This window comes from Bacillus sp. SD088 (assembly GCF_017355205.1).
Taxonomy (GTDB): domain Bacteria; phylum Bacillota; class Bacilli; order Bacillales; family Bacillaceae_C; genus Lederbergia.
Genome location: NZ_JADIJK010000015.1, coordinates 119,972 through 138,066, shown reverse-complemented (window position 1 = coordinate 138,066; position 18,095 = coordinate 119,972). Strand labels below are relative to the sequence as shown.

Here is an 18,095-nt window from a genome sequence, read left to right as displayed (position 1 = left end):
TCTTCCAATATTTACGAACTTGTTTCTTAGTAAAAAACTTTGTATAATCATCTAGGTAATTCATTGTTGAAATTATATAGATTGCTATTGCATCTGGGTTTGAATTTCTGTATAATGAATAATGTTGGTTTTTGACTGCAATGATGTGGAAGGTTGCTGACACACCCGGCCGCTTTGCCATGGCGAGTGTGTGGGAAATTTCCACGGAGTAAGTCTATTTCAAAAATAGACGAAAAGGAGGGAAAGTAATGGCAAAACAAAAGATTCGTATCAGATTGAAGGCTTATGATCATAGAATTTTGGATCAATCAGCTGAAAAAATTGTTGAAACTGCAAAACGTTCAGGAGCAAGTGTCTCAGGGCCGATTCCATTGCCAACTGAGAAAACTATTTACACAGTTCTTCGTGCGGTGCACAAATATAAGGATTCTCGTGAACAATTCGAAATGCGTACGCATAAACGTCTAATCGATATTAATAATCCTACTCCACAAACAGTAGATTCTCTAATGAGACTAGACTTGCCGTCAGGCGTTGACATTGAAATCAAATTATAATAAATATATTTAAATGAAAATCAGGAGGTGTGACTTATGACCAAAGGAATCTTGGGTAGAAAAATTGGTATGACACAGGTTTTTGCTGAAAATGGTGAATTGATCCCTGTTACAGTCATTGAAGCTGCCCCAAACGTAGTGCTTCAAAAGAAGACGATTGAAACAGATGGATATGAAGCTGTGCAACTTGGTTTTGACGAAAAACGTGATATTCTTTCAAATAAACCAGAAAAGGGACATGTTGCGAAAGCAAACACTGCACCTAAGCGCTTCGTCCGTGAATTTAACGGAGTAAACATAAATGAGTATGAAGTTGGTCAAGAAGTCAAAGTAGATATTTTCGCAGAAGGCGATTTAGTAGATGTTTCAGGAATTTCTAAAGGGAAAGGATTCCAAGGCGCTATTAAACGTCATGGTCAATCTCGTGGACCTATGTCTCACGGTTCTCGTTATCATAGAAGACCTGGTTCAATGGGAGCTGTTGACCCTGCGCGTGTATTTAAGCAAAAGGCGTTACCTGGTCGCATGGGTGGCGAAAGAATTACCATTCAAAACTTGCCAATAGTTAAGGTTGACGCTGAGCGTAATCTTATCTTAGTAAAAGGGAACGTACCTGGACCTAAGAAAGCTTTATTGGAAGTTAAAACAGGAATAAAAGTGAAGTAATACATTCATAGAAAGGAGGAAATAAGAATGCCGAAAGTAGCATTATACAGTCAAGCAGGCTCTAAGGTTGGCGATATTGACCTTAATGAATCTGTTTTTGGAATTGAACCAAACAAGGATGTCTTGTTTGAAGCAATTGTTATGCAAAGAGCTTCCTTAAGACAAGGAACTGCAAAAGTAAAAAATCGTTCAGAAGTACGTGGCGGCGGCGCGAAGCCGTGGCGTCAAAAAGGAACTGGTCGTGCTCGTCAAGGTTCTATCCGTTCTCCACAATGGCGTGGCGGTGGTACTGTATTTGGCCCTGTTCCACGTAGCTACAGCTACAAACTTCCGAAGAAAGTCCGCCGTTTAGCGATTAAATCGGCATTATCCACAAAGGTTAGTGAGGAAAGTCTTCTTGTACTAGAATCACTTAACTTTGATACACCAAAAACAAAGGAATTTGTTAAAGTATTAGCAAATCTTCCTGTTGGTAAAAAAGCTTTAGTAGTGACAGATACTGTGAATGAGAATGTTGAGTTGTCAGGAAGAAATATTCCTGGAGTAACCATCATTGATGCATCTAACTTAAATGTTTTAGATGTCAGCAATCATCAGACATTGATCTTAACGAAAGCTGCAGTTGAAAAAGTAGAGGAGGTGCTTGGGTAATGGATGTACGTGATGTTATTAAGCGCCCCATCATTACAGAACGTTCTATGGAACAAACGGCTGTTAAAAAGTATACTTTTGAAGTAGACGTTAAGGCGAATAAAACACTGATCAAAACGGCTGTAGAGCAAATTTTTGAAGTGAAAGTTGAAAAAGTAAATGTCCTTAACTATAAAGGGAAATTCAAGCGCATGGGCCGTTTTGTTGGCTATACAAACAAGCGCCGCAAAGCTGTTGTCACGCTAACTGAAGATAGCAACGAAATTGAATTTTTCGAAGTGTAAATTGGCATAAATTATAAAAAGAGGAGGGAACAAAATGGCGATCAAGAAATACAAACCTACCACAAACGGACGTCGTAATATGACAAGTTTGGATTTCTCTGAAATTACGACAAACAAACCAGAGAAAAGCCTACTTGAGCCTCTTAACAGAAAAGGCGGCCGTAACAACCAAGGTAGAATGACAGTTCGTCATCGTGGTGGTGGACATAAGCGTCAATATCGTGTGATTGATTTTAAACGAATCAAAGACGGTATACCAGGACGCGTTGCTACAATTGAATATGATCCAAACCGTTCCGCGAACATTGCACTAATTCATTATCATGATGGGGAGAAGCGCTATATACTTGCCCCGAAAAATCTTAAAGTTGGTATGGAAGTAATGTCTGGTCCAGACGCAGATATTAAGGTCGGAAATACTCTTCCATTAGCTAACATTCCAGTGGGTACCGTTGTACACAACATTGAATTGAAGCCAGGTGGAGGCGGACAATTGGTTCGTTCTGCAGGGACTTCTGCTCAAGTACTTGGTAAAGAAGGAACGAAATACGTTTTAGTTCGTTTGAATTCTGGTGAAGTTCGTATGATCCTTGCGACATGTCGTGCTTCCATTGGTCAAGTTGGTAACGAACAACATGAGCTTGTGAATGTAGGGAAAGCCGGTCGCTCTCGTTGGCAAGGCAAGCGTCCACACGTTCGCGGATCTGTTATGAACCCGAATGATCATCCACACGGTGGTGGGGAAGGACGTACACCAATTGGCCGTAAATCACCAGTTACACCTTGGGGTAAACCAACACTTGGATATAAAACACGTAAGAAGAACAATAAATCAGATAAGTTTATTGTGCGTCGTCGTAAAAAATAACGGGATTGATCTACGGTTCCAAGATAGGACCGTAGCACAATCGCGAAGGGAGGTTCTAGTATGGGACGTAGCCTAAAGAAAGGCCCATTCGCAGATGAGCATTTGCTCGCAAAGGTGGAAAAATTGAATGAAAGTGACAAGAAACAGGTTGTAAAAACTTGGTCTCGTCGTTCAACAGTTTTCCCTAGCTTTGTTGGACACACTATTGCAGTCTACGATGGTCGTAAACATGTACCGGTATATATTAGTGAAGATATGGTAGGCCATAAACTTGGTGAATTCGCACCAAGCCGCAGTTACAGAGGTCATGCCGGAGACGATAGAAAAACTAAACGCTAATGAGAGGAGGGCAACATGATGCAAGCTAAAGCCGTTGCTAAAACAGTACGAATTGCTCCTCGTAAAGCACGTCTCGTCGTTGATCTTATTCGAGGAAAGCAAGTGGGCGATGCAGTTTCTATTTTGAAACTAACTCCAAGAGCTGCCTCCCCAATCGTTGAAAAGCTGTTGAATTCTGCGATCGCAAATGCAGAGCACAACTATGATATGGACATTAATAATCTATTGGTTTCTCAGGTTTATGTTGATGAAGGACCAACAATGAAAAGATTTCGTCCACGCGCGCAAGGTCGTGCAAGTCAAATTAACAAACGCACAAGCCATATTACAATTGTGCTATCTGAAAAGAAGGAGGGGTAATACGTGGGTCAAAAAGTTAATCCAATCGGTATGCGTATCGGTGTCATTCGTGACTGGGAATCTAAGTGGTATGCCGACAAAGAATATGCAACGTTATTGCATGAGGATATTAAAATTCGCGAATACATTGCAAAGCGTTTAGCTGATGCATCTGTATCACGTGTTGAAATTGAACGTGCTGCAAACCGCGTAAACATCACGGTCCACACTGCCAAGCCTGGCATGGTTATCGGTAAAGGTGGTAGTGAAGTTGAAGCTTTACGTAAAGCTCTAAATAAACTTACGAACAAAAGAGTTCATATTAACATTATTGAAATTAAAATGGCTGACCTTGATGCGAAATTGGTAGCAGAAAACATTGCACGCCAATTAGAAAATCGCGTATCTTTCCGTCGTGCGCAAAAGCAAGCTATCCAACGTACAATGCGTGCAGGTGCAGATGGAATTAGAACAATGGTATCAGGCCGCCTTGGCGGAGCTGATATAGCTCGTGCTGAACATTATAGCGAAGGAACTGTTCCACTTCATACACTTCGTGCTGATATTGATTATGCTCATGCTGAAGCAGACACTACCTATGGTAAACTTGGTGTGAAAGTATGGATTTATCGTGGAGAGATCCTTCCAGAAAAGAAAAAATCTGTGGAAGGAGGAAAATAACCATGTTAATGCCTAAACGTGTTAAATATCGTCGTGAACATCGCGGTAGAATGCGTGGCCGTGCAAAAGGTGGAACGGAAGTTTCATTTGGAGATTACGGTCTGCAAGCTGCAGAAGCATCTTGGATTACAAGCCGTCAAATTGAAGCAGCGAGAATTGCGATGACTCGTTATATGAAACGTGGCGGTAACGTGTGGATTAAAATTTTCCCTCACAAGCCATATACAGCTAAACCTCTAGAAGTTCGGATGGGTTCTGGTAAAGGGGCACCTGAAGGATGGGTAGCGGTTGTAAAACCTGGAAAGATTATGTTTGAAATTGCTGGAGTTCCTGAAGAGGTAGCAAGAGAAGCTCTTCGTCTAGCTGCACATAAACTACCTATTAAAACGAAATTTGTAAAACGAGAAGAAATTGGTGGTGAACCAAATGAAGGCTAAAGAAATCCGTGATCTAACCACTGCCGAAATTGAACAAAACGTAAAATCCTTGAAGGAAGAATTATTTAACCTTCGCTTCCAACTAGCTACTGGGCAACTTGAAAACACTGCCCGCCTTCGCGAAGTTCGCAAATCAATTGCTCGATTGAAAACTATCGTTCGTGAAAGAGAATTAGAAGCTGAAGTTAACAATTGATAACGGAGAGGAGGTAAGCGCAAAATGAGTGAACGCAATCAGCGTAAAGTTTATACAGGACGTGTGGTTTCTGACAAAATGGATAAAACCATCACTGTTATGGTTGAAACTTACAAAAAGCATTCTTTGTACGGCAAGCGCGTTAAGTATTCTAAGAAATTCAAAGCTCATGATGAACAGAACGAAGCGAAAATTGGTGATGTAGTTCGTATTATGGAAACTCGTCCACTATCAGCTACAAAACGTTTTCGTTTAGAAGAGGTTGTTGAGAAAGCAATCATTATTTAATGACATGATTCGGATACATGCTTTCCGAAGGGAGGTAAACTAGATGATTCAACAAGAATCTAGATTGAAAGTTGCTGACAATTCTGGTGCACGTGAAGTACTTACCATCAAGGTCCTAGGTGGGTCAGGCCGTAAAACAGCTAATATTGGTGATGTGATTGTATGTACAGTCAAAAATGCAACACCAGGTGGCGTTGTCAAAAAAGGTGAAGTTGTAAAAGCTGTTATTGTTCGTACAAAAAGCGGTGCACGTCGTCCTGATGGATCTTATATTAAGTTTGATGAAAATGCCTGTGTCATTATTCGTGATGACAAAGCACCTCGCGGAACGCGTATCTTCGGACCCGTTGCACGTGAACTGCGCGAAAGAAATTTCATGAAAATCATCTCTCTGGCTCCAGAGGTTCTTTAATAAAACCATGATACGGTTACTCAAGGAGGTGCGATGCAATGCAAATTAAGTCTGGCGATAAAGTAATGGTTATCTCAGGTAAAGACAAAGGAAAAACTGGTACAGTGCTTGCTGCTTACCCTCAAAAAGGCCGCGTGCTTGTTGAAGGGGTAAATATTGTGAAAAAGCACTCTAAGCCATCACAAGAAAACCCACAAGGTGGAATTGATTCTCGTGAAGCTACGATCCATGCTTCGAATGTTATGGTAATCGATCCAAAATCAAATGAACCAACAAGAATTGGTTATAAACGTGTGACCATTAAAGGCAAGGATGGTGTTGAAAAGCAAGTAAATGTCCGTGTTTCTAAGAAATCCGGTGACATCCTTGATAAAGATGTTGAGAAAAAGATTATAAAGTAAGCAGATGAAGGGAGGTACACGACATGAACCGCCTAAAGGAAAAATTTGATAAAGATATTACTCAAGCTCTAGTGAGCAAGTTTAATTATAAATCAGTAATGGAAGTTCCTAAGATTGAAAAAATCGTCATCAACATGGGTGTTGGGGATGCTGTTCAAAATGCAAAAGTACTTGACAATGCTGTAGAGGAACTTGGATTCATCACTGGTCAAAAACCAGTTGTGACAAAAGCTAAAAACTCTATTGCAGGCTTCCGTCTACGTGAAGGAATGCCAATTGGTGCTAAGGTAACACTTCGTGGAGAGCGTATGTATGATTTCTTTGATAAATTAATTTCAGTATCTCTCCCACGTGTACGTGACTTCCGTGGAATTTCCAAGAAAGCATTTGACGGTCGCGGAAATTACACACTTGGAATTAGAGAACAGTTGATCTTCCCTGAAATTGATTATGATAAAGTGAGCAAAGTCCGCGGTATGGACATTGTAATCGTCACTACGGCGAAAACCGATGAAGAAGCGCGTGAATTATTGACTGCATTTGGAATGCCATTCCAAAAGTAATCGCTAAATAAGGGAGGCGAAAACGTGGCTAAGAAATCAATGGTCGTAAAACAGAAACGTGCACCAAAGTTTAAAGTTCAAGAGTATACACGCTGTGAAAGATGTGGTCGTCCACATTCTGTCATTCGTAAATTTAAACTTTGTCGTATTTGTTTCCGTGAACTAGCATACAAAGGTCAAATTCCTGGCGTTAAAAAAGCCAGCTGGTAAGACCGATACTGGGAAGGAGGTAATTCTAAATGGTTATGACTGATCCAATTGCAGATTTGCTTACACGTATCCGCAATGCGAATATGGTACGACATGAGAAATTGGAAATTCCAGCTTCAAATATTAAAAAAGGTGTCGCTGAAATCCTTAAACAAGAAGGATTCGTTCGTGATGTAGAATACATCGAAGATAGTAAGCAAGGTATTATTCGTATTTTTCTAAAATACGGTCCAGATAATGAGCGAGTAATTACAGGTCTAAAGCGTATTAGCAAGCCTGGATTACGGGTTTATGCAAAAGCTAATGAAGTACCGAAAGTACTTAATGGTCTTGGTATTGCAATAGTCTCTACTTCTCAGGGCGTGTTAACAGATAAAGAAGCAAGAGCTAAGCAAGTAGGCGGAGAAGTACTTGCGTATGTATGGTAATAATCTTCTGAAGAACGGAGGTGCGACAGCAATATGTCTCGTATAGGGAAAAAACCAATTGAAATTCCTTCTGGCGTAACAATTGAACAAAATGGGGACACCCTGATTGTGAAAGGGCCAAAAGGTGAATTAACAAATACATTTAATTCAGATATTAGCATTAATATCGAGGGCAGTATTATTAACGTAACTCGTCCATCTGAGTCTAAACAACACCGCTCTATGCATGGAACAACCCGTTCTCTAGTAGCGAACATGGTTGATGGTGTTTCTAAAGGCTTTGAAAAAGGTCTAGAGCTTGTGGGTGTTGGTTACCGTGCACAAAAACAAGGAAATAAACTTGTTTTGAATGTAGGGTACTCACATCCAGTTGAGTTCGAACCTGAAGAGGGAACTGAAATTGAAGTTCCAAGCAACACTAAAATTATTATTAAAGGCTACAATAAAGAAAATGTTGGTGCATTAGCTTCAAATATTCGTGCCGTTCGTCCACCTGAGCCATATAAGGGTAAGGGAATTCGTTATGAAGGCGAAATGGTTCGTCGTAAAGAGGGTAAAACCGGTAAATAATGCCGCTTAGGTACTGAAAGGAGTGACTCGTATTGATCACCAAACAAGATAAAAACAAGGTGCGTAAAAAGAGACATGCTCGCGTAAGATCAAAATTGAGTGGTACTGAAATGCGTCCGCGTTTGAACGTATATCGTTCTAATCAGAACATCTATGCACAATTGATTGACGATGAAAAAGGCGTAACATTAGCAAGTGCCTCTACTCTTGATAAAGAGCTTAATCTCAAGTCTGCAGGGGATGTAGAGGGTGCTAAGGAAGTAGGAGCACTCATTGCGAAACGCGCTTCTGATAAAGGCTACACATCAGTAGTATTTGATCGAGGCGGATATTTATATCACGGAAGAATTAAAGCATTAGCCGAAGCTGCTCGTGAAAACGGCTTGGAATTTTAATTAAGAAGGAGGGAAATCATAGATGCGTCAATTCGATGCGAACAAACTTGAACTAGAAGAACGTGTTGTAACAGTTAACCGTGTAGCAAAAGTGGTTAAAGGTGGTCGTCGCTTCCGTTTTACTGCACTTGTTGTTGTAGGAGACAGAAACGGACATGTTGGCTTTGGTACTGGAAAGGCACAGGAAGTTCCTGATGCAATTCGTAAAGCCATTGAAGATGCTAAGAAGAGCATGGTAGAAGTACCTCTTGTCGGTTCGACTATTCCACATCAGATCATTGGCCGTTTTGGTGGCGGGCAAATCTTACTTAAACCAGGTAGCGAAGGTACAGGAGTTATTGCTGGCGGTCCTGTTCGTGCGGTACTTGAGCTTGCAGGAGTTGCAGATATTACATCTAAATCACTTGGTTCAAGCACACCAATTAATATGGTTCGTGCTACTATTGAAGGAATCAAAAATTTAAAACGTGCTGAAGATGTTGCGAAATTACGTAATAAAACAGTAGAAGAGCTGTTAGGTTAAGGGGGGAATTATAATGGCAAATAAATTGGCAATTACCCTTACTCGCAGTCTTATTGGTCGTACAGAGGGCCAACGTGAAACGGTTAAAGCATTGGGGCTAAAGAAGGTTAACCAAACAGTTGAACATGATGATAATGAAACTATTCGTGGTATGGTCCATAAGGTTTCTCATCTAGTTTCTGTTAAAGAACAATAATCTTACTTTTTAAAGATAAGGAGGTGCCAACGATGAAACTTCATGAACTGAAATCTGCTGAAGGTTCCCGTAAAACACGTAATCGTGTTGGTCGAGGTATTGGTTCTGGAAACGGAAAAACTTCCGGCAGAGGACATAAAGGTCAAAATTCTCGGTCAGGCGGTGGTGTTCGCTTGGGATTTGAAGGTGGTCAAACTCCATTATTCCAACGTTTACCAAAGCGTGGTTTTACGAATATTAACCGTAAAGAGTTTGCTATTGTAAACTTAGATACACTTAACCGTTTTGAAGATGGTACGGAAGTAACTCCGGAACTTCTTATTGAGTCGGGAATTGTTCGAAATGAAAAGTCAGGTATTAAAATTCTTGCTAATGGCAACATCGAGAGAAAGCTCACAGTAAAAGCGAATAAATTTTCCTCTGCTGCCAAAGACGCAATTGAAGCTGCAGGCGGTAAAACTGAGGTGATCTAATTCATGTTTCAGACAATCTCCAACTTTATGCGTGTAGGTGATATTCGCAAAAAGATTTTATTCACCTTACTAATGTTAGTTGTATTTCGTTTAGGAGCTTTTATTGTAGTTCCTGGTGTAGACCCTGAAGTGTTAAAGCTGCAGGATCAGGCAAGTCTATTTGGATTCATGAACATTTTTGGTGGTGGAGCACTTCAAAACTTCTCTATCTTTGCGATGGGAATTATGCCTTATATTACTGCTTCAATCATTGTTCAATTATTGCAAATGGATGTAGTACCTAAGTTTACAGAGTGGTCAAAACAAGGTGAAATGGGACGGCGTAAGCTCGCACAATTTACGCGCTATTTCACAATTGTGCTTGCCCTTATTCAAGCTGTTGGGTTATCGTTTGGTTTTAATCAAATGACAGGTCTGCAGTTGATTAAGAATCCTAGTATTATGACTTATGCCACTATTGCAATCGTCCTTACAGCTGGAACTGCATTTTTGATGTGGCTTGGTGAGGAAATCACGGCAAAAGGGGCTGGAAATGGAATTTCCATCATTATTTTTGCTGGGATTGTTGCGGCTATTCCCACTTCTGTAAACCAAATTTATGTACAGCAGTTTGAGAATCCTGGCAATCAACTTTTCTTGCGCATTGTCGTTTTGTTACTGCTTGTATTAGTGATCATTGCGATTGTAGTAGGAGTTGTCTTCGTTCAACAAGCATTACGTAAGATTCCTATTCAATATGCCAAAAGAGTAGATGGACGCAATCCGGCGGGAGGGCAAAATACACATTTGCCGTTAAAAGTGAATGCTGCGGGTGTAATTCCTGTTATTTTTGCAAGTGCGTTTATGGTTACACCGCAAACCATTGCTACTTTTTTCTCATCCGGAAACACAGCTGGTGCCATTCAGAACATCTTTGATCATACAAAGCCAATCGGAATGGTCATCTTTTTTGCTCTTATCATTGCGTTTACTTACTTTTATGCATTTGTTCAAGTGAATCCCGAAAAGGTAGCTGAAAATTTGAAAAAGCAAGGTGGTTATATACCAGGGATACGTCCAGGGAAAAACACACAAACCTATTTAACAAATGTCTTATATCGAATGACTTTTGTAGGTTCACTTTTCCTTGCAGCGGTTTCTATATTGCCAGTCTTCTTTATAAAATTTGCTGGGTTGCCGCAATCTGTACAAATAGGTGGAACGAGTCTATTGATTGTGGTGGGAGTTGCACTTGATACAATGAAACAATTGGAAGCCCAGCTGGTGAAGCGTCACTATAAAGGCTTCATTAAATAATCGAAATGGTTTTAGGAACAAGACGTCTTTTGTTCCTGTCTCCATTTAGATGCTTGGGGGCATAACGGATGAATTTAGTTTTAATGGGTCTTCCAGGTGCCGGAAAAGGTACTCAGGCCGATAAAATTGTAGAAAAATATGGAACACCACATATTTCTACTGGGGATATGTTTCGTGCAGCGATGAGTGAAGGTACAGAGCTTGGACTAAAAGCCAAATCCTTTATGGATCAAGGCGCACTTGTACCAGATGAAGTGACGATTGGTATTGTTCAAGAACGATTGAATAAGCCTGACTGTGAGGACGGTTTTCTCTTAGATGGTTTTCCACGAACTGTTGCTCAAGCTGACGCGCTTGAGACAATTCTCGAGAAAATCGGAAAAAAAATTGACTTTGTCATAAATATACAAGTTGACAAAGAGATCTTAATAGAGCGTCTTACTGGCCGCCGAATTTGTGAGAATTGTGGGGCTACTTATCATCTTGTATTCAATCCGCCAGCGGCAGAAGGTGTTTGTGACCGTTGTGGTGGTAAATTGTACCAAAGAGCAGATGATAATGCTGAAACTGTTCAAAATCGTCTTGAAGTAAATCTTCAACAAACACAACCACTGCTTGATTTCTATCAAGCAAAAGGGTATTTGAAAAATATCAATGGTCAGCAGCATATTGATCAAGTTTTCGCAGATATTGATTCTTTGCTAAAAGGTTTGGTATAATGATTATTTGCAAAACACCTCGCGAAATTGATATTATGCGAGATGCTGGAAAGATTGTTGCACTTACGTTCCAAGAACTTAAGAAATCTATTCAGCCAGGAGTTACGACGAAGGAATTGGATACGATAGCTGAGAAGTTTATTAAGGAACATGATGCCTATCCTTCTTTTAAAGGATATAACGGATTTCCAGGTAGTATTTGCACTTCTGTTAATGAAGAGCTAGTACATGGCATACCAGGGAAACGGGTGTTAGAAAAGGGCGATATAATCAGTCTTGATATTGGGGTACGATACAATGGCTATCATGGCGATTCAGCCTGGACCTATGCAGTTGGCGAAATTGATGATGATACCCAGAAACTTCTTGATGTTACAGAAAAGTCCTTAAACCTGGGCTTAAATGAGGCTAAGCCAGAGGTTCGTCTTTCTAATATATCCCATGCCATTCAAGAATACGTAGAATCTGAAGGTTATTCGATTGTTCGTGAATATGTTGGTCATGGAATTGGCCAAGATTTACATGAGGACCCAGATATCCCTCACTATGGGCCACCCAATAAAGGCCCTCGTTTGAAACCCGGAATGGTACTTTGTGTTGAACCAATGGTAAACGCAGGAACCCGTTACGTAAAAACGTTGGCGGATAACCGGACTGTCATCACAGTCGATGGAAAAGTATGTACGCATTTTGAACATACAGTGGCCATTACAGAAACAGGTTACGAGATTTTAACTAAAATTTGAGTGCAGGTGATTTGGTTGAATGACTCTGATTCGACACCCCGAATAGGTCAAATTGTGCTTATCAATAAGGGTCGAGATGCAGGACAATTCGCGATTATCATAAATAAGGCTGATGAGAAATTTGTTCTTATTGCTGATGGCGATCGAAGGAAATTTGATCGTCCTAAGAAGAAGAATATCCAACATCTAACACTTTACGACTATGTTTCTTCAGAAGTTCGAGACAGCTTAGCAGAGGCGGGTAGAGTTACAAACGGGAAATTGCGATGGGCACTTACCAATTTTGTAGAAGAGATTCTGGATGTTGTAGAGAAGGGAGACGGATTTAATGGCGAAGGAAGATGTAATTGAAGTGGAAGGGACTGTCGTGGATACTCTGCCAAATGCTATGTTTAAGGTAGAGTTGGAAAATGGCCATACGGTACTTGCACATGTTTCAGGCAAGATCCGCATGAATTATATTCGCATATTGCCTGGTGATAAAGTAACTGTAGAGCTTTCCCCATATGATTTGACACGCGGAAGAATCACATACCGTTTTAAATAAATCATGTACTCCGACCATAAGGAGGTTTTAAACAATGAAAGTTAGACCATCAGTCAAACCAATCTGTGAGAAATGTAAAGTTATTCGCAGAAAAGGCAAGGTCATGGTGATTTGTGAAAATCCAAAGCATAAACAAAAACAAGGATAACAAGGAGGTGCGCATTATTATGGCACGTATTGCTGGTGTAGATATTCCGCGTGAAAAGCGTGTAGTCATCGCATTAACTTACATTTTTGGAATTGGTAAAAGCACAGCTTCTAAAGTCTTAGCTGAAGCAGGTGTTTCTGAAGATACACGTGTTCGTGACTTAACTGATGATGAACTAGGTAAAATTCGTGATGTTGTCGATCGTTTGAAAGTAGAAGGAGACCTTCGTCGTGAAGTGTCCTTGAACGTAAAACGACTAATGGAAATTGGTTCATATCGTGGTCTTCGTCATCGTCGTGGTCTTCCTGTTCGTGGACAAAATACTAAGAACAACGCTCGTACGCGTAAAGGTCCACGTAAAACAGTTGCAGGTAAGAAAAAATAATTGATCGTAAAGGAGGTAACAGATTAACATGGCTCGTAAAACAAAAACTAACACTCGCAAGCGTCGTGTGAAAAAGCATATAGAATCAGGTATTGCTCACATCCGTTCTACTTTTAACAATACAATTGTTACGATTACAGATGCGCAAGGGAACGCGATTTCTTGGTCTTCAGCTGGTGCGCTTGGTTTCAGAGGTTCTCGTAAATCTACTCCATTTGCAGCACAAATGGCAGCAGAAACTGCAGCTAAGGTTTCAATGGAGCATGGTATGAGATCTCTTGAAGTAACAGTTAAAGGACCTGGAGCTGGACGTGAAGCTGCGATTCGTGCATTACAAGCTGCAGGACTTGAAGTAACAGCGATTAGAGATGTAACACCTGTTCCACATAACGGATGCCGTCCACCAAAACGTCGTCGTGTTTGATTCTGTATAAATAATGTATTCCTTGGGTATACTGGGGTACTATATGAATTTAGACTAGTAGAATCAATTCTTCATCCAGTTGTTGCACAAACGGGAATGTAACATGGGGAATTTCGAAAATACCTTTCGAAATTTCGACGTTTTGAAGGAGGGTATATTTGAATGATCGAAATGGAAAAGCCGAAAATTGAAACAATTGAGATCAGCGATGATGCCAAATATGGAAAATTTGTTGTAGAACCCCTAGAGCGTGGATATGGAACAACTTTGGGTAACTCCTTGCGTCGTATCCTGCTATCTTCTCTCCCAGGTGCTGCCGTAACATCGATCCAAGTGGAAGGTGTACAACACGAATTCTCTACAATTGAAGGGGTAGTCGAGGATGTCACCTCTATCATCCTGAATATTAAGAAACTCGCAATGAAAGTCTATTCTGATGAAGAGAAAACATTAGAAATTGATGCTCAAGGTGAGGGTGTTGTCAAAGCTTCAGATATTTTACATGATAGTGATGTAGAAATTCTGAATCCAGATTTACACATTGCTACACTTGGAAAAAATGCTAATTTCCGTTTGCGTATGTCTGCAAAACGTGGACGCGGTTATACACCGGCTGATCAAAATAAGCGCGAAGATTTACCAATTGGCGTAATTCCAATAGATTCAATCTTTACTCCGGTTTCCAGAGTGAATTATCAAGTTGAAAACACTCGCGTGGGTCAAATGACAAACTTTGATAAATTAACTTTGGATGTTTGGACAGATGGTAGTATTGGACCGAAAGAATCTATTTCTTTAGGTGCAAAGATTTTAATGGAGCATTTAAATATCTTTGTTAATCTGACAGATGAAGCTCAAAACGCAGAAATTATGGTTGAAAAGGAAGAGGACCAAAAAGAGAAAGTCTTAGAAATGACAATTGAAGAACTTGATCTTTCTGTTCGTTCCTATAACTGCCTAAAACGTGCTGGGATTAACACTGTTCAGGAATTATCCAATAAGTCTGAAGAAGATATGATGAAAGTTCGGAATTTAGGAAGAAAATCCTTAGAGGAAGTAAAAGTAAAATTGGATGATTTAGGTCTCGGCCTACGTAAAGACGATTGATCGTTTTACACCAATTTTATAGCTCAATCTATACTAACAGGATGAATTCAACAAGGGAGGGAAAAGGAGATGTCTTATAGAAAATTAGGTCGCACTAGCTCACAACGTAAGGCGATGCTTCGTGATTTAACGACTGACTTAATTATAAGTGAACGTGTAGAAACAACTGAAGCACGTGCAAAAGAACTTCGCTCTGTTGCCGAAAAGATGATTACACTTGGCAAGCGTGGGGATTTACATGCACGTAGGCAAGCTGCTGCATATGTCCGTCATGAAATTGCGGATCAGGAAACAAAACAAGATGCTGTACAAAAGCTATTTGCTGATATTGCACCTCGTTACGCAGATCGACAAGGCGGTTATACACGCATCATGAAACTTGGACCACGTCGTGGGGATGGGGCTCCAATGGTAATTATTGAGTTAGTTTAATACACATTTGAAAAGCGGAGAGACGTATCGCCTCTCCCTTTTTTAAGATAATGTAATTTTTTGGGTATTATAAGTATGATAGCGATGGACATTTGATAAAGCTAAAAAGGAGCGTTACGATAGGCAGAGCAATTGGCTGTCCTGTCTAGCTCATGCGCCTCCTCCTCGTGCTTCAAGAATTGGAATGGGACCTAAGAATCCTGTTTCCTGGAGTGAGGTGCAGGCTTTTTTTCTATTTCCAGATTTTTTGAATTTTATCAGAGTGTAGCGTATAGACCAAAATTTTTTTGTTTTATTAGTTGAGTTGAGAGGAGTAATGGAATGGGGACAGAAAAAGGACCAGTGATCTCGATTCAAAATATTTCTTTTAAATATGAAGGTCAAGAAAGGTATGCATTAAAAGATGTTTCCTTTTCAGTAGACAAAGGGGAATGGCTTGCGATTGTTGGACACAATGGGTCAGGCAAATCAACACTTGCGAAAATTCTTAACGGCTTACAATTTCCTGAGGCTGGTAAGGTTCTTGTCGGTGACTACCAATTGAGTGATGACACCATTTGGGATATCCGGAGACAAATCGGTATGGTATTCCAAAACCCTGATAATCAATTTGTTGGTTCAACCGTTCAAGATGATGTGGCTTTTGGCCTAGAGAACAATGGAGTGCCATTTATGGAGATGAAAGAACGGGTCCAAAATGGATTGGAACGTGTTTCCATGGGGGAATTTCTTGACCAAGAGCCACATCATCTTTCAGGAGGACAGAAGCAAAGAGTGGCGATTGCTGGAGTAATTGCCCTGCAACCGCAAGTCATTATACTTGATGAAGCGACTTCTATGTTAGACCCACTTGGGCGGGAAGAAGTCCTCAAGACAATTCGCCTTTTAAAAGAAGAACAGGATTTAACTGTTATTTCCATTACACATGATTTAGAGGAAGCGGCTAAGGCGGATCGAATGATTGTGATGAATAAGGGAGAGGTATACAAGGAGGGCACTCCTGACGAGATCTTTAGATTAGATAGGGATTTAATTGATTTAGGTTTGGACTTGCCCTTTTCGATTAAAATGGCTCAGGCGTTACGTCAAAGAGGTTTTACTTTGCCAGATAAATATTTGCCAGATGCGGAATTGGTGGAGGAATTATGGACATTACACTTCGAGAGGTAGAATATAGATATCAAATCAATACTCCATTCGAACGGCTTGCTATTCAGGAGGTTAACCTGTCCATTCCCCAGGGGATCTTTGTTGCGATTATCGGTCACACAGGTTCGGGAAAGTCTACTATTCTACAACACCTCAATGCACTCATCCAACCAACAAAGGGACAAGTAATAATTGGAGATCGTGTGATTGATGCTGAAAAGAAGGAAAAGAATCTGAAATCGATTAGACAAAAAGTAGGGATCGTTTTTCAATTTCCTGAACATCAATTATTTGAGGAAACAGTAGAAAAAGATATTTGCTTCGGACCACTGAATTTTGGAGTATCTGAGGAAGAGGCGCAGAAACGTGCTAGAACGTTAATAAAAGAGGTGGGCCTATCAGAAGAAACGTTAGGGAAATCTCCCTTTGATTTATCTGGAGGTCAGATGAGACGGGTTGCCATTGCAGGTGTACTTGCGATGGAGCCAGACGTTCTTGTTTTGGATGAACCAACAGCCGGGTTGGACCCGAGGGGCAGAACGGAAATTATGGATATGTTCTATCACTTGCATAAAGAAAAGGATTTATCAACCATCCTTGTTACACACAGCATGGAGGATGCCTCTAAATTTGCGGATGAAATTGTCATTATGAACCAAGGAAAAGTCGAGCAAGTGGCTGATCCAAGAACAACCTTTTCGGACCCTCAATCTTTATTAAAATTAGGATTAGATGTGCCGGAGGTCGTAAAGTTTCAGTATTTATTTGAACAGAAATCTGGAGAAAAACTAGATCGAACATGCTTAACCATTGAGGAGCTAGCGGAAAGCCTAAAGGAATATCAGAAACGTGGTGCTTCCTCATGATGGAAAAAATGATATTTGGACGATTCATTCCGGGAAACTCTCTACTCCATCGTCTTGATCCACGAGCAAAGTTACTATTTGTTTTTGGCTTTATATGTATTATCTTTTTTGCAAATAACATTGTGACATATGGGTTAGTGCTCTTATTAGTCTTAACGATTCTTCTTATATCACAGATTAATCTTAGGTTTTTATTTAATGGTTTAAAAATGATTTTATTTCTAATCGTCTTTACTTTCTTTTTACAGCTCTTTTTTAATCATGAAGGCGATGTTCTGTTTTCAATGGGCTTTATTAAGATCCATGAGGAAGGCTTGAGACAAGGTATTTTCATTTCTTTGCGCTTCTTCCTGCTTGTGCTGATGACATCATTATTAACTTTAACAACAACACCAATTAGCTTGACTGATGGGCTTGAAAGCTTGTTACATCCTTTAAAAAAGCTGCGCTTCCCAGTCCATGAACTTGCGTTGATGATGTCGATTTCGTTGCGTTTCATTCCTACTTTGATGGATGAAACAGACAAAATTATGAAGGCGCAAATGGCGAGAGGAGTCGACTTTTCGAGTGGTTCCTTGAAACAAAGAGTACAAGCCTTTATTCCTTTGCTTGTTCCTTTGTTTGTTAGTGCTTTTAAACGTGCCGAGGAATTAGCCACAGCAATGGAAGCAAGAGGGTATCGTGGCGGCGAAGGCCGGACGAAATATCGAGTCTTACAGTGGCAATTAAGGGACACATTGGCCGAACTGCTTTTAGTGCTACTGACAGTGATACTGATCTTATTAAGGTCGTGATTTAG

34 protein-coding genes are annotated in these 18,095 nt (G+C 40.3%); all 34 read left to right on the top strand.

Annotated features, from left to right (window positions below; genetic code table 11):
* The first annotated feature begins 248 nt into the window (after nucleotides 1-248).
* The 34 genes from rpsJ to IPU53_RS14495 all read left to right on the top strand — a co-directional run bounded on the left by rpsJ (nucleotide 249) and on the right by IPU53_RS14495 (nucleotide 18,090).
* Complete coding sequence (gene rpsJ, locus IPU53_RS14660; RefSeq protein ID WP_207451757.1) at nucleotides 249-557, top strand: 30S ribosomal protein S10; 309 nt, start codon at nucleotides 249-251, stop codon at nucleotides 555-557.
* A 36-nt stretch (nucleotides 558-593) separates the two neighbouring features.
* A complete protein-coding gene (gene rplC / locus IPU53_RS14655; protein ID WP_207451756.1) occupies nucleotides 594-1,223 on the top strand; it encodes a 50S ribosomal protein L3 in 630 nt (209 codons plus the stop codon).
* Between the two features lie 27 nt (nucleotides 1,224-1,250).
* Complete coding sequence (rplD, locus tag IPU53_RS14650; protein ID WP_207451755.1) at nucleotides 1,251-1,874, top strand: 50S ribosomal protein L4; 624 nt, start codon at nucleotides 1,251-1,253, stop codon at nucleotides 1,872-1,874.
* The gene (gene rplW / locus IPU53_RS14645; protein ID WP_207451754.1) at nucleotides 1,874-2,158 is read left to right on the top strand and encodes a 50S ribosomal protein L23; all 285 of its coding nucleotides are present in this window, start codon (nucleotides 1,874-1,876) and stop codon (nucleotides 2,156-2,158) included. The genes rplD and rplW overlap by 1 nt, the downstream gene beginning before the upstream one ends.
* Before the next feature lie 34 nt (nucleotides 2,159-2,192).
* Complete coding sequence (gene rplB / locus IPU53_RS14640) at nucleotides 2,193-3,026, top strand: 50S ribosomal protein L2 (protein ID WP_207451753.1); 834 nt, start codon at nucleotides 2,193-2,195, stop codon at nucleotides 3,024-3,026.
* A gap of 60 nt (nucleotides 3,027-3,086) precedes the next feature.
* A complete protein-coding gene (rpsS, locus tag IPU53_RS14635; RefSeq protein WP_207451752.1) occupies nucleotides 3,087-3,365 on the top strand; it encodes a 30S ribosomal protein S19 in 279 nt (92 codons plus the stop codon).
* Nucleotides 3,366-3,383: 18 nt separating this feature from the next.
* The gene (gene rplV / locus IPU53_RS14630; RefSeq protein ID WP_207451769.1) at nucleotides 3,384-3,725 is read left to right on the top strand and encodes a 50S ribosomal protein L22; all 342 of its coding nucleotides are present in this window, start codon (nucleotides 3,384-3,386) and stop codon (nucleotides 3,723-3,725) included.
* Nucleotides 3,726-3,728: 3 nt separating this feature from the next.
* Complete coding sequence (gene rpsC / locus IPU53_RS14625; protein ID WP_207451751.1) at nucleotides 3,729-4,385, top strand: 30S ribosomal protein S3; 657 nt, start codon at nucleotides 3,729-3,731, stop codon at nucleotides 4,383-4,385.
* A gap of 2 nt (nucleotides 4,386-4,387) precedes the next feature.
* Nucleotides 4,388-4,822, top strand: a complete 435-nt coding sequence (gene rplP / locus IPU53_RS14620) for a 50S ribosomal protein L16 (protein WP_207451750.1) — start codon at nucleotides 4,388-4,390, stop codon at nucleotides 4,820-4,822.
* Entirely contained in the window at nucleotides 4,812-5,018 is a 207-nt protein-coding gene (gene rpmC / locus IPU53_RS14615; protein WP_207451749.1) for a 50S ribosomal protein L29, read from the top strand. The genes rplP and rpmC overlap by 11 nt, the downstream gene beginning before the upstream one ends.
* A gap of 24 nt (nucleotides 5,019-5,042) precedes the next feature.
* A complete protein-coding gene (gene rpsQ, locus IPU53_RS14610) occupies nucleotides 5,043-5,306 on the top strand; it encodes a 30S ribosomal protein S17 (RefSeq protein WP_207451748.1) in 264 nt (87 codons plus the stop codon).
* A gap of 43 nt (nucleotides 5,307-5,349) precedes the next feature.
* The gene (gene rplN / locus IPU53_RS14605; protein ID WP_207451747.1) at nucleotides 5,350-5,718 is read left to right on the top strand and encodes a 50S ribosomal protein L14; all 369 of its coding nucleotides are present in this window, start codon (nucleotides 5,350-5,352) and stop codon (nucleotides 5,716-5,718) included.
* Between the two features lie 38 nt (nucleotides 5,719-5,756).
* Complete coding sequence (gene rplX, locus IPU53_RS14600) at nucleotides 5,757-6,119, top strand: 50S ribosomal protein L24 (RefSeq protein WP_207451746.1); 363 nt, start codon at nucleotides 5,757-5,759, stop codon at nucleotides 6,117-6,119.
* Between the two features lie 23 nt (nucleotides 6,120-6,142).
* Nucleotides 6,143-6,682, top strand: a complete 540-nt coding sequence (rplE, locus tag IPU53_RS14595; protein WP_207451745.1) for a 50S ribosomal protein L5 — start codon at nucleotides 6,143-6,145, stop codon at nucleotides 6,680-6,682.
* A 24-nt stretch (nucleotides 6,683-6,706) separates the two neighbouring features.
* Nucleotides 6,707-6,892: a type Z 30S ribosomal protein S14 gene (locus IPU53_RS14590; protein WP_207451744.1), complete on the top strand. Its 186-nt coding sequence runs from the start codon at nucleotides 6,707-6,709 to the stop codon at nucleotides 6,890-6,892.
* Nucleotides 6,893-6,921: 29 nt separating this feature from the next.
* On the top strand, nucleotides 6,922-7,320 hold the full coding sequence (gene rpsH, locus IPU53_RS14585) for a 30S ribosomal protein S8 (protein WP_207451743.1): 399 nt from the start codon (nucleotides 6,922-6,924) through the stop codon (nucleotides 7,318-7,320).
* 33 nt (nucleotides 7,321-7,353) lie between these two features.
* Nucleotides 7,354-7,890 carry a 50S ribosomal protein L6 gene (rplF, locus tag IPU53_RS14580; protein WP_207451742.1) on the top strand — a complete coding sequence of 179 codons (537 nt, stop codon included), beginning with the start codon at nucleotides 7,354-7,356 and terminating at the stop codon, nucleotides 7,888-7,890.
* Nucleotides 7,891-7,922: 32 nt separating this feature from the next.
* Nucleotides 7,923-8,285 (top strand): 50S ribosomal protein L18, encoded by a 363-nt coding sequence (gene rplR / locus IPU53_RS14575; protein ID WP_207451741.1) that lies wholly within the window; start codon nucleotides 7,923-7,925, stop codon nucleotides 8,283-8,285.
* Between the two features lie 22 nt (nucleotides 8,286-8,307).
* Entirely contained in the window at nucleotides 8,308-8,808 is a 501-nt protein-coding gene (gene rpsE, locus IPU53_RS14570) for a 30S ribosomal protein S5 (protein WP_207451740.1), read from the top strand.
* 13 nt (nucleotides 8,809-8,821) lie between these two features.
* Nucleotides 8,822-9,004: a 50S ribosomal protein L30 gene (gene rpmD / locus IPU53_RS14565; protein WP_207451739.1), complete on the top strand. Its 183-nt coding sequence runs from the start codon at nucleotides 8,822-8,824 to the stop codon at nucleotides 9,002-9,004.
* Nucleotides 9,005-9,036: 32 nt separating this feature from the next.
* The gene (gene rplO / locus IPU53_RS14560; RefSeq protein ID WP_207451738.1) at nucleotides 9,037-9,477 is read left to right on the top strand and encodes a 50S ribosomal protein L15; all 441 of its coding nucleotides are present in this window, start codon (nucleotides 9,037-9,039) and stop codon (nucleotides 9,475-9,477) included.
* A gap of 3 nt (nucleotides 9,478-9,480) precedes the next feature.
* Nucleotides 9,481-10,773, top strand: a complete 1,293-nt coding sequence (gene secY / locus IPU53_RS14555; RefSeq protein ID WP_207451737.1) for a preprotein translocase subunit SecY — start codon at nucleotides 9,481-9,483, stop codon at nucleotides 10,771-10,773.
* Between the two features lie 68 nt (nucleotides 10,774-10,841).
* Entirely contained in the window at nucleotides 10,842-11,492 is a 651-nt protein-coding gene (locus tag IPU53_RS14550) for an adenylate kinase (protein WP_207451736.1), read from the top strand.
* Entirely contained in the window at nucleotides 11,492-12,238 is a 747-nt protein-coding gene (map, locus tag IPU53_RS14545; protein WP_207451735.1) for a type I methionyl aminopeptidase, read from the top strand. The genes IPU53_RS14550 and map overlap by 1 nt, the downstream gene beginning before the upstream one ends.
* A gap of 15 nt (nucleotides 12,239-12,253) precedes the next feature.
* Entirely contained in the window at nucleotides 12,254-12,589 is a 336-nt protein-coding gene (locus IPU53_RS14540; RefSeq protein ID WP_207451734.1) for a KOW domain-containing RNA-binding protein, read from the top strand.
* Nucleotides 12,567-12,785: a translation initiation factor IF-1 gene (gene infA, locus IPU53_RS14535; protein ID WP_057985584.1), complete on the top strand. Its 219-nt coding sequence runs from the start codon at nucleotides 12,567-12,569 to the stop codon at nucleotides 12,783-12,785. Before IPU53_RS14540 ends, infA begins: the two co-directional genes overlap by 23 nt.
* A 34-nt stretch (nucleotides 12,786-12,819) precedes the next feature.
* A complete protein-coding gene (rpmJ, locus tag IPU53_RS14530) occupies nucleotides 12,820-12,933 on the top strand; it encodes a 50S ribosomal protein L36 (RefSeq protein WP_003156543.1) in 114 nt (37 codons plus the stop codon).
* A 19-nt stretch (nucleotides 12,934-12,952) separates the two neighbouring features.
* Nucleotides 12,953-13,318 carry a 30S ribosomal protein S13 gene (gene rpsM, locus IPU53_RS14525; protein WP_207451733.1) on the top strand — a complete coding sequence of 122 codons (366 nt, stop codon included), beginning with the start codon at nucleotides 12,953-12,955 and terminating at the stop codon, nucleotides 13,316-13,318.
* Nucleotides 13,319-13,346: 28 nt separating this feature from the next.
* A complete protein-coding gene (rpsK, locus tag IPU53_RS14520) occupies nucleotides 13,347-13,742 on the top strand; it encodes a 30S ribosomal protein S11 (protein WP_207451732.1) in 396 nt (131 codons plus the stop codon).
* 162 nt (nucleotides 13,743-13,904) lie between these two features.
* Nucleotides 13,905-14,849: a DNA-directed RNA polymerase subunit alpha gene (locus IPU53_RS14515; RefSeq protein ID WP_207451731.1), complete on the top strand. Its 945-nt coding sequence runs from the start codon at nucleotides 13,905-13,907 to the stop codon at nucleotides 14,847-14,849.
* Between the two features lie 69 nt (nucleotides 14,850-14,918).
* The gene (rplQ, locus tag IPU53_RS14510; protein WP_207451730.1) at nucleotides 14,919-15,281 is read left to right on the top strand and encodes a 50S ribosomal protein L17; all 363 of its coding nucleotides are present in this window, start codon (nucleotides 14,919-14,921) and stop codon (nucleotides 15,279-15,281) included.
* A gap of 321 nt (nucleotides 15,282-15,602) precedes the next feature.
* Entirely contained in the window at nucleotides 15,603-16,451 is an 849-nt protein-coding gene (locus IPU53_RS14505; RefSeq protein WP_207451729.1) for an energy-coupling factor ABC transporter ATP-binding protein, read from the top strand.
* Nucleotides 16,427-17,296, top strand: coding sequence for an energy-coupling factor ABC transporter ATP-binding protein (locus IPU53_RS14500; protein WP_207451728.1), 870 nt, complete (start codon nucleotides 16,427-16,429; stop codon nucleotides 17,294-17,296). Before IPU53_RS14505 ends, IPU53_RS14500 begins: the two co-directional genes overlap by 25 nt.
* Nucleotides 17,293-18,090 (top strand): energy-coupling factor transporter transmembrane component T family protein, encoded by a 798-nt coding sequence (locus tag IPU53_RS14495; RefSeq protein WP_207451727.1) that lies wholly within the window; start codon nucleotides 17,293-17,295, stop codon nucleotides 18,088-18,090. Before IPU53_RS14500 ends, IPU53_RS14495 begins: the two co-directional genes overlap by 4 nt.
* Nucleotides 18,091-18,095 lie beyond the last annotated feature (5 nt).

What these genes read in the sequence shown, in the direction of transcription:
- rpsJ (WP_207451757.1), top strand. Translation starts at nt 249, where the DNA reads ATGGCAAAACAAAAGATTCGTATCAGATTGAAGGCTTATGATCATAGA.
- rplC (WP_207451756.1), top strand. Translation starts at nt 594, where the DNA reads ATGACCAAAGGAATCTTGGGTAGAAAAATTGGTATGACACAGGTTTTT.
- rplD (WP_207451755.1), top strand. Translation starts at nt 1,251, where the DNA reads ATGCCGAAAGTAGCATTATACAGTCAAGCAGGCTCTAAGGTTGGCGAT.
- rplW (WP_207451754.1), top strand. Translation starts at nt 1,874, where the DNA reads ATGGATGTACGTGATGTTATTAAGCGCCCCATCATTACAGAACGTTCT.
- rplB (WP_207451753.1), top strand. Translation starts at nt 2,193, where the DNA reads ATGGCGATCAAGAAATACAAACCTACCACAAACGGACGTCGTAATATG.
- rpsS (WP_207451752.1), top strand. Translation starts at nt 3,087, where the DNA reads ATGGGACGTAGCCTAAAGAAAGGCCCATTCGCAGATGAGCATTTGCTC.
- rplV (WP_207451769.1), top strand. Translation starts at nt 3,384, where the DNA reads ATGCAAGCTAAAGCCGTTGCTAAAACAGTACGAATTGCTCCTCGTAAA.
- rplP (WP_207451750.1), top strand. Translation starts at nt 4,388, where the DNA reads ATGTTAATGCCTAAACGTGTTAAATATCGTCGTGAACATCGCGGTAGA.
- rpmC (WP_207451749.1), top strand. Translation starts at nt 4,812, where the DNA reads ATGAAGGCTAAAGAAATCCGTGATCTAACCACTGCCGAAATTGAACAA.
- rpsQ (WP_207451748.1), top strand. Translation starts at nt 5,043, where the DNA reads ATGAGTGAACGCAATCAGCGTAAAGTTTATACAGGACGTGTGGTTTCT.
- rplN (WP_207451747.1), top strand. Translation starts at nt 5,350, where the DNA reads ATGATTCAACAAGAATCTAGATTGAAAGTTGCTGACAATTCTGGTGCA.
- rplX (WP_207451746.1), top strand. Translation starts at nt 5,757, where the DNA reads ATGCAAATTAAGTCTGGCGATAAAGTAATGGTTATCTCAGGTAAAGAC.
- rplE (WP_207451745.1), top strand. Translation starts at nt 6,143, where the DNA reads ATGAACCGCCTAAAGGAAAAATTTGATAAAGATATTACTCAAGCTCTA.
- rpsH (WP_207451743.1), top strand. Translation starts at nt 6,922, where the DNA reads ATGGTTATGACTGATCCAATTGCAGATTTGCTTACACGTATCCGCAAT.
- rplF (WP_207451742.1), top strand. Translation starts at nt 7,354, where the DNA reads ATGTCTCGTATAGGGAAAAAACCAATTGAAATTCCTTCTGGCGTAACA.
- rpsE (WP_207451740.1), top strand. Translation starts at nt 8,308, where the DNA reads ATGCGTCAATTCGATGCGAACAAACTTGAACTAGAAGAACGTGTTGTA.
- rpmD (WP_207451739.1), top strand. Translation starts at nt 8,822, where the DNA reads ATGGCAAATAAATTGGCAATTACCCTTACTCGCAGTCTTATTGGTCGT.
- rplO (WP_207451738.1), top strand. Translation starts at nt 9,037, where the DNA reads ATGAAACTTCATGAACTGAAATCTGCTGAAGGTTCCCGTAAAACACGT.
- secY (WP_207451737.1), top strand. Translation starts at nt 9,481, where the DNA reads ATGTTTCAGACAATCTCCAACTTTATGCGTGTAGGTGATATTCGCAAA.
- IPU53_RS14550 (WP_207451736.1), top strand. Translation starts at nt 10,842, where the DNA reads ATGAATTTAGTTTTAATGGGTCTTCCAGGTGCCGGAAAAGGTACTCAG.
- map (WP_207451735.1), top strand. Translation starts at nt 11,492, where the DNA reads ATGATTATTTGCAAAACACCTCGCGAAATTGATATTATGCGAGATGCT.
- infA (WP_057985584.1), top strand. Translation starts at nt 12,567, where the DNA reads ATGGCGAAGGAAGATGTAATTGAAGTGGAAGGGACTGTCGTGGATACT.
- rpmJ (WP_003156543.1), top strand. Translation starts at nt 12,820, where the DNA reads ATGAAAGTTAGACCATCAGTCAAACCAATCTGTGAGAAATGTAAAGTT.
- rpsM (WP_207451733.1), top strand. Translation starts at nt 12,953, where the DNA reads ATGGCACGTATTGCTGGTGTAGATATTCCGCGTGAAAAGCGTGTAGTC.
- rpsK (WP_207451732.1), top strand. Translation starts at nt 13,347, where the DNA reads ATGGCTCGTAAAACAAAAACTAACACTCGCAAGCGTCGTGTGAAAAAG.
- IPU53_RS14515 (WP_207451731.1), top strand. Translation starts at nt 13,905, where the DNA reads ATGATCGAAATGGAAAAGCCGAAAATTGAAACAATTGAGATCAGCGAT.
- rplQ (WP_207451730.1), top strand. Translation starts at nt 14,919, where the DNA reads ATGTCTTATAGAAAATTAGGTCGCACTAGCTCACAACGTAAGGCGATG.
- IPU53_RS14505 (WP_207451729.1), top strand. Translation starts at nt 15,603, where the DNA reads ATGGGGACAGAAAAAGGACCAGTGATCTCGATTCAAAATATTTCTTTT.
- IPU53_RS14500 (WP_207451728.1), top strand. Translation starts at nt 16,427, where the DNA reads ATGGACATTACACTTCGAGAGGTAGAATATAGATATCAAATCAATACT.
- IPU53_RS14495 (WP_207451727.1), top strand. Translation starts at nt 17,293, where the DNA reads ATGATGGAAAAAATGATATTTGGACGATTCATTCCGGGAAACTCTCTA.